Source organism: Streptomyces fuscigenes (genome assembly GCF_021556455.1).
Lineage (GTDB): Bacteria > Actinomycetota > Actinomycetes > Streptomycetales > Streptomycetaceae > Streptomyces > Streptomyces fuscigenes.
Genome location: NZ_JAKGCV010000024.1, coordinates 18,610 through 29,126, shown reverse-complemented (window position 1 = coordinate 29,126; position 10,517 = coordinate 18,610). Strand labels below are relative to the sequence as shown.

10 protein-coding genes and 1 pseudogene are annotated in these 10,517 nt (G+C 73.5%); 6 read left to right on the top strand and 5 right to left on the bottom strand.

Going from position 1 to position 10,517, the window contains the following annotated elements; genetic code table 11:
* Positions 1-237 (bottom strand): DUF6332 family protein (locus L1885_RS05055; protein WP_235795743.1); only part of this gene is annotated, 237 nt, incomplete at its 3' end.
* Between the two features lie 56 nt (positions 238-293).
* A pseudogene (locus tag L1885_RS05050) lies at positions 294-845 on the bottom strand (MFS transporter); the annotation flags it as partial.
* 213 nt (positions 846-1,058) lie between these two features.
* On the opposite strand from L1885_RS05050, the gene L1885_RS05045 reads away from it, so the two are divergent.
* Both L1885_RS05045 and L1885_RS05040 read left to right on the top strand, forming a co-directional pair.
* Positions 1,059-1,277, top strand: coding sequence for a DUF3311 domain-containing protein (locus L1885_RS05045; protein ID WP_235795742.1), 219 nt, complete (start codon positions 1,059-1,061; stop codon positions 1,275-1,277).
* Positions 1,274-2,815 carry a sodium:solute symporter family protein gene (locus L1885_RS05040; RefSeq protein WP_235795741.1) on the top strand — a complete coding sequence of 514 codons (1,542 nt, stop codon included), beginning with the start codon at positions 1,274-1,276 and terminating at the stop codon, positions 2,813-2,815. Before L1885_RS05045 ends, L1885_RS05040 begins: the two co-directional genes overlap by 4 nt.
* Positions 2,816-3,031: 216 nt before the next feature.
* Here the strand turns inward: L1885_RS05040 and L1885_RS05035 are convergent, their stop codons facing one another.
* A complete protein-coding gene (locus L1885_RS05035) occupies positions 3,032-4,522 on the bottom strand; it encodes an MFS transporter (RefSeq protein WP_235795740.1) in 1,491 nt (496 codons plus the stop codon).
* Positions 4,523-4,619: 97 nt separating this feature from the next.
* Between L1885_RS05035 and L1885_RS05030 the strand changes: the two genes are divergently transcribed.
* The 4 genes from L1885_RS05030 to L1885_RS05015 all read left to right on the top strand — a co-directional run bounded on the left by L1885_RS05030 (position 4,620) and on the right by L1885_RS05015 (position 8,202).
* Positions 4,620-5,168 (top strand): winged helix-turn-helix transcriptional regulator, encoded by a 549-nt coding sequence (locus tag L1885_RS05030; RefSeq protein WP_235795739.1) that lies wholly within the window; start codon positions 4,620-4,622, stop codon positions 5,166-5,168.
* Between the two features lie 215 nt (positions 5,169-5,383).
* Positions 5,384-5,674: a DUF6412 domain-containing protein gene (locus L1885_RS05025; RefSeq protein WP_235795746.1), complete on the top strand. Its 291-nt coding sequence runs from the start codon at positions 5,384-5,386 to the stop codon at positions 5,672-5,674.
* 595 nt (positions 5,675-6,269) lie between these two features.
* Positions 6,270-7,046 carry a YidC/Oxa1 family membrane protein insertase gene (locus L1885_RS05020; RefSeq protein WP_235795738.1) on the top strand — a complete coding sequence of 259 codons (777 nt, stop codon included), beginning with the start codon at positions 6,270-6,272 and terminating at the stop codon, positions 7,044-7,046.
* Between the two features lie 298 nt (positions 7,047-7,344).
* Positions 7,345-8,202, top strand: coding sequence for a fumarylacetoacetate hydrolase family protein (locus L1885_RS05015; RefSeq protein WP_235795737.1), 858 nt, complete (start codon positions 7,345-7,347; stop codon positions 8,200-8,202).
* 335 nt (positions 8,203-8,537) lie between these two features.
* Here the strand turns inward: L1885_RS05015 and L1885_RS05010 are convergent, their stop codons facing one another.
* Together L1885_RS05010 and L1885_RS05005 are read right to left on the bottom strand one after the other, a co-directional pair.
* The gene (locus L1885_RS05010; RefSeq protein WP_235795745.1) at positions 8,538-8,999 is read right to left on the bottom strand and encodes a heme-degrading domain-containing protein; all 462 of its coding nucleotides are present in this window, start codon (positions 8,997-8,999) and stop codon (positions 8,538-8,540) included.
* 119 nt (positions 9,000-9,118) lie between these two features.
* Positions 9,119-10,231, bottom strand: a complete 1,113-nt coding sequence (locus L1885_RS05005; protein ID WP_235795736.1) for a Gfo/Idh/MocA family protein — start codon at positions 10,229-10,231, stop codon at positions 9,119-9,121.
* Positions 10,232-10,517: the final 286 nt, after the last annotated feature.

Here is a 10,517-nt window from a genome sequence, read left to right as displayed (position 1 = left end):
CGCGCGACCGCGGGCGCGAGCCCGCCGCGGCGCCGTCAGGACCCCCACGGTCCGGGCCGCGAACACGGCGGCCGCGAGCACCCCGCCCGCCTTGGGGGCCGCCGTCGGCAGCCCGAGTGCGAGAGTCAGCACGAGTGACGCGCCGCCGACGGCGGCGGCCAGGAGGGCCGCCGTCCCGAACGCGTAGACGATCTCGACGGTCTCCGCGTCGCGTTCGGCGGCGGTGCGCATGCCCATGCGTCCATTGTTTTCGGCGACGAGGCCCCCCGCAAGGGCGCCCGGCGCTCCCGGCCTCAGGCGCCCTCCCGGCCCCTGCCCCGGTCGCGGGCCGCGTGGCCGAGGACGGCGGCGAGGGCGGCGAGGAGGCTGACCGTGGTGAGGGCGAGCGGCATCGAGAGGGAGTCCGCCAGGAAGCCGATCGCGGGCGGGCCGATCAGCAGGCCGCCGTAGCCGAGCGTCGAGGCCACGGCCACGCCGCCGGGGCCCGCGAGCGCGCCCGCCCGTCCTATCGCGACGGGGAAGATGTTGGCCAGGCCGAGCCCCATCACGGCGAACCCGGCGAACACCAGCCAGGTGAGGGGCGCGAGCGCACCGATCAGCATGCCGGCGGCCGCCGTGAGCCCGCCGGCCACCAGGACTCCCGTACGGCCGAAGCGCTCCTGCACGGCCGTCCCCGACAGCCGCCCGAGCGTCATGGCGAGAGCGAAGACCGAGTAGCCGAGAGCGGCGACGCCGGGCGCGGCGCCCAGGTCCTGCGTCAGGTGCAGCGCGCTCCAGTCGGACATCGACCCTTCGCCGTACGCCGTGCAGGCGGCGATCACGCCGAACAGCACGACCGTCCCCCTGCCCGTGCCCGCCGTGCTCCTGACCCCGTCCCCCCGCGCGCCCGCCCCGCCCCCGTCCGCGCACTACGCCCGCGAGCCGTTCCCCGTCCGCGCACTCCGCCCGCGTTCACGACTCCGGGCCCGGGCCATGGCGACGACCGGCTCACCTCCCCCGGCCCGTCCCGGCGCCGCCGCGGTGGCGCCGGCGGGCGGCCCGTGGCTTAGGGTCCTTGCGTGTTCCGACAACGGCCCCACCTGCTCTGGCTCCTCGTCCCCCTCGTCCTCTTCCTCCTCGCCGTGCCCTGGGTGAACCGGGTCGACCCCGTTGTCGTGGGACTGCCCTTCCTCGCGTTCTGGCTCCTCGCCTCCGTGGTCGTCACGCCGTTCGCGATCTGGGCCGCCTACAGCGGCGACCGGCGGCTCATGGCCCGGCGCGCTCGGGAGGAGCGGTGAACGCGGCCGTCGCGACGTCCGTCTTCGGGGCGTTCATGGTCCTCACCGTCGTCCTCGGGGTGCTCGCGCTGCGCGGCCGCGGGGGTCGGGGCGGGATCACCGAGTGGTCGGTGGGCGGGCGCAGCCTCGGTGCCGTGTTCATCTGGGTGCTGATGGCGGGGGAGAGCTACACCAGTTTCAGCTACCTCGGGGGCGCGGGCTGGGGCTACGACTTCGGGGCGCCCGTCCTGTACGTCGTCGCCTACATGTCGTGCGGGTACGCCGTCGGCTACGTGGTCGGGCCGATGCTGTGGTCGTACGCCCACCGGCACGGGCTCGTCGGGATCACCGACATGATCGCGCACCGCTACGGCAAGCCCTGGCTCGGCGCCCTGACGGCGGTGCTGGCCACGGTGTTCCTGCTGCCGTACATCCAGCTGCAGATCACCGGCATGGGCGTCGTCGTGTCGACCATCTCGTACGGCACCGTCAGCCTGAACTGGGCCTACTTCGTCGCCTTCGCCGTCACCACGGTCTTCGTGGTGGTCAGCGGCCTGCGCGGCAGCGCCTGGGTGTCGGTCCTCAAGGACCTCCTGGTGATCGGGACGCTCGCGTTCCTCGTCGTCTACGTGCCGCTGCACTACTTCGACGGCTACGGCGACTTCCTGCACCGCGTCGTGCACGAGCGGACCGCGTGGCTCACCCTGCCCGGCCACGGGCACAGCACCATGGGCACCGCGTGGTTCATCTCCACGTCCCTGATGAACGCGGTCACCGTCGTCATCTTCCCGACGACCGTCGCGGGCTATCTGGGGGCGCGAAGCGCGGACACGCTGCGCCGCAACGCCGTCTACCTCCCCGCCTACAACCTGCTGCTGTTCGTGCCGATGCTCCTCGGACTCGCCGCCACGTTCGTCGTGCCGGGGCTGGCGGGATCCGACTCGAACCTCGCGCTGTTCAAGCTGGTCGTGGACGCGCTGCCCGCGTGGGCCGTGGGCGTCGTCGGCGTGGCGGCAGCCCTGTCCTCGATCGTGCCCATGGCGGTGTTCATGCTGGTCATCGGCACGATGTGGGGGCGCAGCGTGCTCTCCCTCGTGCCCAGGCTGCGCGGCGAGACCCGGCAGAAGTCGGCGGCGCAGGCGGTGGTGGTGATCGCGGGCGGGCTGGCGCTCGTGCTGACGTACGCGGCGCCCAACACGCTCGTACGCCTCTCCCTCATCAGCTACGAGGGGATGGCGCAGCTGCTGCCGATGGTTCTGCTGGGGCTGCGGTGGCGGCGACTGACCCTGGGTGCGGCGCTCGGCGGACTCGCGGTCGGGGCGGCGCTCGTGTGCGCGCTCGTCTTCAGTGGCCACGACCCCGTGTGGGGCGTCAACGCCGGCATCGTCGGGCTCGCGGCGAACCTGCTCGTCGCGCTGGCCCTGACGTACGCCGGCCTCGGCGCGGCCGGGGCACGGGCCGACGAACGCCCCGACGGCGAGGTGCTCGCCGACGACGGTGTGCGCGGCGCCGCGGTGCCGGGCGGTACGGAGACGACGGGCGGGGCCCCGCTGGCGTGAGGCGCGCCGGGGCCGGGTTCCGCCAAGGACCCCCTCGCGCTGCCGCCTGCCGCCTGCCGCTGGCGGTCTGCGGCCTGCGGTCGCGAACGCCCGCCCGGATACGGCGATCCTGTCCCCTCGCCCCCCGAGGCGCGCCGACACCCCCCACGTGTCCCGCGGGCCCCACGGACCCCACGCGCCCGCGGGTCTCCCACGGCCCCGCGGGCCCGCCCCGGATCAGGACCCGGTCGGCGCGCCGGCCCGTCGGCCGCGCAGCGCCAGGACCAGGACCGCGCCGACCAGGGTCACCGCGGCCATGACGACGATGGCCGTGTCCGCCCCCCGCGCGGTCGTACCCGCCGAGGTGACGAGCGCCAGCATCAGCGCCACGCCGGCGGACGAACCGATGTAGCGGGCCGTGTTGTTCGCGCCGGAACCCATCGCGGCGCGCTGCGGCGGCACCGATTCCACGGACAGCCGGGGCAGCGCCGCGTTCAGCAGGCCGCTGCCCAGTCCCGCCACGAACACGCCGGGCATCAGCCGCGCCTCCGACGAGGCGCCCACGGCGCCCAGCATGCTGAGGATGCCGGCGGCGTGCAGCACGAAGCCCGCCGCCATCTGGTGACGCACGGCGAACCGCGCGTGCAGCCGCTTGGCCTGGTACGCGACCACCGCGGCCGTTCCCGCCCACAGCACGACGATCCACGCCGTCTGGAACACCGACAGGTGCAGCACGCCCTCGACGACGACAGGCAGGTAGCTGAAGAAGCCGATCACCGCCAGGCCCGTGAACAGGGCGCCCAGCACGGACGACTGGAACGGTGCGTGCTTCAGCAGCCCCAGGTCGACGAGCGGGGCCGCGGTGCGCCGCTCGATCAGCACGAACACCCCGAGCAGGACGACCGTCGCGGCCAGCAGGAGCAGCACCGGGGCGTCCAGCCAGCCGTTGCGGCCCAGGGTCAGCGCGGTCAGCAGCGAGGTGAACGCGAGTCCCAGGGCCGCCGCGCCCGGCAGGTCGGGGCGGGCACGGTGCGCGGCCCGCGACTCGGAAAGGACCCGGGAGGCGTACGCCCCGGCCGCCAGCGCCGCCGCCCCGAGCACGAGGTACAGCGCACGCCAGCCGAGGCCGTTCAGCGCGGCGGCGAGCAGCGGCCCGAGGGCGATGCCGCCGCTGACGGCGGCGCCCCAGGCGCCGGTGGCCCGCAGACGGGCCGGACCGGCCGGGAACGCGTGCGCTATGAGTCCGAGGCTGGTGGCCAGGATCGCCGCGCTCGCCGCGCCCTGGGCGACACGCGTGAGGGTGAACAGGAGGGTGTCGTTCGTGAGGGCGCTGAGGGCCGTGGTGACGGCGAGGCCCACGGTGCCGATCAGGAACAGCCGCCGCCGGCCGAAGTCGTCGGCGAGGCCGCCGGCGACGAGCAGGAGCGCCGCCAGCCCGAGCGGGGTGCCGTTGAGCAGCCAGGCCTGGGCGGACAGCGAGGTGTGGAAGGTCCCGGACAGGGAGGGCACGGTCAGCAGCGGGGCCGTGTAGCCCATGAGCGCCACGAAGGTGGCGACCAGCGCGGCGACGAGGGTGCCGCGCGCGTTCGGTGCGACACCGGGGTGATCGGTCACCTGACCCCCCGAGGGCGCCGGGTCTTCCGGCCGGGCCACGCCGTCGGCGCCGGTGCGGCCGGCGTCGGTCGAGCGTCGGGCCGCTGCGGTGGTGGAGTCGAATGGTCGGGACATGGCCCTGTCTCCATTGCGAGTTCGGTGAATGAACCTTGGATGGTGACGGTAGCACGACAGGTTCAATGAATGAACTCAGGCGGAGTAGGATGCCTCCATGGGTCTCGGCAAGGACTACGCGCAGCAGCAGTGCTCCATCGCCCGTGCACTGGAGGTGGTCGGCGAGCGCTGGACGCTCCTGGTCGTGCGGGACGCCTTCTACGGCATCCGCCGCTACAAGGACTTCCTGGTCCATCTCGGCATCCCGCGGGCGGTGCTCGCCTCGCGGCTCCAGTCGCTGGAGCAGGCGGGCGTGCTGGAGAAGCAGCGCTACCAGCAGTCCCCGCCGCGTGACGAGTACGTCCTGACCGAGGCGGGCATCGCCCTGTGGCCGACGCTGCTGTCGCTCGGGAAGTGGGCGAGCGGTCATCTGGAGGGCGTGGACACCCCCCGGTCGTTCCTCCACGTGGCCTGCGGCTCGGAGCTCGGCGCGTACGGACAGTGCCCGGCCTGCGGTGACGTGGTCCCGGCGGGCGACGTGCTGCTCACCCCCCGCGCGGGCCTCGACCCGGATCCGGAGAACCCGGTGAGCAGGGCGCTTCTGACCCCGCACCGGCTGCTCACGCCGCTGGAGATCGATCACACGTCTGTTCGTGTACAACAGTGAGTGACGGGGAAGAGAAGGGACGCGGGTGTCGGCCGGGGAACCGGCCGTGACCCGCGGCCGGCGTCGCGCGGGGAGCGCGGCGCGCGAAGCGCGGAAGGGGGAGTGAGCCCGTGACGAACAGGGCGCCGAGCCGTTCGAACGGCAACGGCAACGGCAACGGCAACGGCAACGGCAACGGCAACGGCAACGGCAACGGCAACGGCAACGGCAACGGCCTGTGGCCTGCCGTGCTGCTCCTCCTGGTCCTCGCCCAGATCCTGCTCTCCTCGCCCGACGCTCTGCTGCCCTCGGCCGTCGCGCTCGCGGCGACGGCAGCCGCGAGTGCCGCTCTGGCTGCCTGCGTGGTCCTCGCGGCCCGGACGGTTCCGCCGGTGCCGCACCACCGCGTCCGCACCGCGATGCGCGACCGTGAGATACGTACGGCCTTCCTCCCGCAGCGGGACCCCGACGCACGGGGCCGCACCCGTCCCCGGGCTCCGGGCCGCCGCCTCCCGACGGCCGCATAGGCCGGCGCCTCAAGAGGTCTCGAGGAGTTCGGTGGTTCCTGGCTCGGAGCCCGAGGTTCGGAGTTGCGGACTCGGAGTTCCGGGCCGGCACGTACCGGTCGGGCCTTTCCGATCGGGACGTTCCGAGTCGGGAGGTTCCCGGTCGGGAGGTTCCGGGGCGGGAGGACCGTGCAGGAGAACGCCGGACACGGAAGTTCCGGGCACGGGGGCCCTGGACACGTGGTTCCTGATGCCTGATGCGGGAGTTCCCGCGCCAGGGCAGGCGGGACCGCGCTCGCCGTGGTCCGGTCCGCCCTGCGCCGAGCCCGCTCCGGCATGAGTTCCGTGCGGGTGCCGGTGCCGGTGCCGGGTCCGTTGTCCGAGCCGGGTCCGTTCCCGAGCCGTCCCGGCCCGCCGCGTGGGGTCGGCCCCGCTCCGGGCCGGTACTGTGCCGGGCCCGGTCCCTGCCGGTGGGGTCACCGCCCCGTGCCGGCGGTGGACCGCCGCCCGTGCGCGGGACGGACGACTGCCCTCCTCCTCACCTCTGCCAGGCGCCGCCCGTGCGGGCCGTCACGCCGATCCACTCGATTCGACGTGACCCTCGGAGGGCACAGCCTTGTCCACGATCATTTCCGCGTTCGCCCATCTCGTAGACGATCTCGCGACCCTGCTCGGGCCGATGTTCCACGGCTCGTCCGTGGCTGCCGCGATCGTCCTGTTCACCCTGTGCGTACGACTCGCCGCCCACCCGCTCGCCCGCGCCGCCGCCCGAGGCCAGAAGGTACGCGCCGAGCTGGCGCCGCGCATGGCCGAGTTGCGGCGCAAGCACGCCGGCCGTCCGGAGGAACTTCGCGAAGCCACGGCCCGGCTCTACGCGGAGGAGAAGGTCTCCCCGCTCGCCGGGTGCCTGCCGACGCTGTTGCAACTGCCCGCCTTCTACCTGATGTACCGGGTCTTCTACAGCCGTGAGATCGACGGCCGGCCCAACGAGCTGCTGGGCCACTCCCTGTTCGGAGCCCCGCTCGGGCACCGCTGGACCGACGCCCTCGCGCACGGCGGGGTGTTCGGGCCCGCCGGTCTCGTGTACCTGGCGGTGTTCGTGATCATCGGGGGCGTCGCCACCTTCAACGCCGTACGCACGAGGCGGCAGCAGGCGGCGGCCGATCCCGTCGTCGACGCGTCGACGCCCGGGGCCGGAGCGGTCGCCGGCGTCCTGCGGATCATGCCGCTGATGTACTTCTTCACCCTCGTCACGGCCGCCGTCGTGCCGCTGGCCGCCGCGCTGTACGTGGTGACCAGCACGACGTGGACAGCGGTCGAACGCTACTTCCTGACCCGTCACGCTCCCGACAGGACCGCCACCGCGGCCCGGATGCGGCCGCACCGACCGTGAGGTGCTGAACGGAGGGCCCTCCGTGCTGAACGGAGGGCCCTCGACGGCTGTCGGGCTTCCGGATCCGGGCGTGAACCCGGATGCGGGCCCGAACCCCGCAGCCTCGCCGGTCGGGCACTGCCGGACCGCGTGGTGCCCCGTCCTGGTCTGCCGCGGAGTTCCCGCGACCGCGGTGTGAGACGGAGCCTTGCGTAAAGATCCGATGTATTGGAAGGATTATCGGGTTCCCCGGTGGCCGCATCCACCGCCGGACCACGCCGGCCCAGCCGGACCAGCTCGACCAGAGGAGTCAGGAACGATGAAGCTGCTGCGTGTCGGTACGGCGGGTGCGGAGCGCCCCGCGCTGCTCGACGAGGACGGCACGACCCTGCGGGACCTGTCGGGCGTCGTCACCGACATCGACGGCGCGCTCCTCGCGGACGAAGCCGCGCTGGAGCGTGTCCGGGCCGCCGCGACGGCAGGCGACCTGCCGGTGATCGACGGCGACCAGCGCGTCGGCGCGCCGCTCGCCGGGATCGGCAAGGTCGTCTGCATCGGTCTCAACTACCACGACCACGCGCGCGAGACGAACGCCCAGGCGCCCAGCGAGCCGATCATCTTCTTCAAGGCCGCCGACACAGTGGTCGGACCTGAGGACACGGTCCTCATCCCGCGCAACAGCGTGAAGACCGACTGGGAGGTCGAGCTGGCCGTCGTCATCGGCCGCACGGCCCGCTACGTCGAGTCGGCCGAGGCGGCCCTCGCGCACGTCGGCGGGTACGCGCTGTCCAACGACGTGTCCGAGCGCGAGTTCCAGCTCGAACGCGGCGGCCAGTGGGACAAGGGCAAGAACTGCGAGACGTTCAACCCGCTCGGCCCCTGGCTCGTGACGCCGGACGAGGTGCCCGACCCGCAGGCACTGGCCATGAAGCTCAGCGTCAACGGAGAGTCCAAGCAGGACGGCACCACCGCCGACATGATCTTCCCTGTCGCCGAAATCGTGCGGTACGTCAGCCAGTTCATGACGCTCTACCCGGGCGACGTCATCAACACCGGCACGCCCGCCGGTGTCGCGCTCGGGCAGCCGGAGCCGAAGCCCTACCTGCGTGAGGGAGACGTCGTGGAACTCTCCATCGAGGGCCTCGGCGCGCAGCGCCAGCAGTTCAAGAACGCCTGAGCACCGGCGGTTCGAGAGCGCGGTACTGACGTACGGACGGCACGTGCGGACGGCATGTGCGGACGACACGGACGGACCCGTGCGGACGGACCCGTGCGTACGGACCCGTGCGTACGGACCCGTGCGTACGGACCCGTGCGTACGGACCCGTGCGTACGGACCCGTGCGTACGGGAGAAGCGGACGGGCGCCGGCACGCGGCAGTTCACGCGTGCCGGCGCCCGGCCTGATGCGGTGCTGCCGGAAACCCGCAGGATGCCGCGGGCCCGGTCTCCGTGGCGAACCCGGGCCCGCACGGAAACAGGGCAGGCCCGGGCCCCGGGTCCCGGACGCCCCTCACAGCTCGGCGCGCAGCGCCTCCAATGCCTCCGCGACCAGGGCGTGGTCCTCCGCCTGCGGGAGGCCCGAGACGGTGGCGACGGCGACCATTCCCGCGCCCTCGACGACGACCGGCACCGCGCCGCCGTGTGCCGCGTAGTGCGCGGGGTCGAGGCGGGACGACTCCTCGAACGACCGGCCCTTCGCCCGGAATCGGGCCCCGACCAGCAGCGACGCCTCTCCGTACCGTTCGGCGACACGTCGTTTGCGGGCGATCCAGTCGTCGTTGTCCGCGCTCGAACCGGTCAGCGCGCAGTGGAACAACTGCTGTGCGCCGCGCCGGATGTCGATGGCCACCGGCGCGTTGCGAGCCCGGGCCAGGTCGACCAGCAGGCAGCCGAGACGCCACGCCTCGTCGTGGCCGAACCGCGGCAGCACCAGGCGTTCCGCCTGCTCCTCCAGCTCGGCGGCCGAGGGCAGTTCCGAGGTCGTACCTGTGCCCGTGCCCGCACCCGTGCTCGCACTCGGCCCCGCGGCGGCACCCCCGCCGCCGGCCGCACCGGCGCCCGCTTCCGTGCGGGTGTCCCCGCGGCCGGCGCTCACGCGCCCGCTCCCGGCTGCCCGGAGCCCAGCCGTACGACGGCGCCCTCGCCTGCCGAGCGGCGCGCCGCCTCCAGGACGTCCAGCGTCACCGCCGCCTGCTCCGCCGACACGGGCGGCGCGGCGCCCGTCCGCAGGGCTTGCTCCACGGCCGTGTAGAAGGCGGGGTAGTCGCCCGCCTCGGTCGGCACGGGGGTGCCGCCGCCCGTCAGCGGTGACTCGCCGGCGCCCAGCCGGCCCCACTGAGACTCGGGCTCGGCACCCCACGGCTCGTCGCCCGCGCCGGGACGCCTGCCCTCACGCAGGGCGGCCTCCTGCGGGTCGAGCCCGTACTTCACGTAGCCGGCCGTCGAGCCGAGGACGCGGAAGCGCGGGCCGAGCTGCGCGGTGGTGGCGCTCACGTAGAGGTGCGAGCGGACGCCGGAGGCGTGGGTGAGTGCGAGGAACGTGTCGTCGTCCGTCCGGGCGCCGGGCCGGCGTACGTCGGCCTCCGCGTACACCTGCGTCACCGGGCCGAACAGGGTCAGCGCCTGGTCGACGACGTGACTGCCCAGGTCGTACAGCAGCCCGCCGATCTCCTCGGGGTCGCCCGACTCGCGCCAGCCGCCCTTCAGCTGCGGGCGCCACCGCTCGAAGCGGGACTCGAAGCGCTGCACCTCGCCCAGTTCGCCCGCGTCGACGAGGGCCTTGAGGGTGAGGAAGTCGTTGTCCCAGCGGCGGTTCTGGAAGACGGACAGGAGCAGGCCGCGCTCCTCGGCCCGCGCGGCGAGCGCCCTGGCCTCGGCCGCGGTGCCGGCGACGGGCTTGTCCACCACGACCGGCAGGCCCGCGTCGAGTGCGGCGGTGGCGAGTGGCACGTGCGTCTTGTTCGGAGTGGCGACGACGACGAGATCCAGCTCGTCCGCCCGCTTCCACAGTTCCTCGGAGGAAGCCGCGAACCGTACGGAGGGGAACTCGCCGGCCGCCTGCGCGCGGCGCTCCTCGCTTGAGGTGACGATCGTGTCGAGCGCGAGACCGTCGGTGGCGGCGATCAGCGGTGCGTGGAAGACGGAGCCCGCGAGGCCGTACCCCACGAGGCCCACCCTGAGGGGCCGGTTGGCTGTGCCAGTCATGCCGTCCACTTAAGCAACGCTGTTGCCAAAGTGCAAGGGCGGGGGACAATGGCGGCGATGCCCTCCGTGAACACCCCAGCCACCCCAGCCGTCGCACCCGTTCCGGCTGTCGCACCTGTTCCAGCCGTCGCACCCGCTTCCGCTGTGGCGCACGCGCCGGGCAGGCGACCCCGTCGGCCCGGCCGGCGGGGCCCGGTCCGCCCCCGGTCGTGACGAAGGCCATGAATTCGCATGAACCCACGAACTCCCCGAACTCCACGAACCCCGTGAACCGATGAAGCCCACG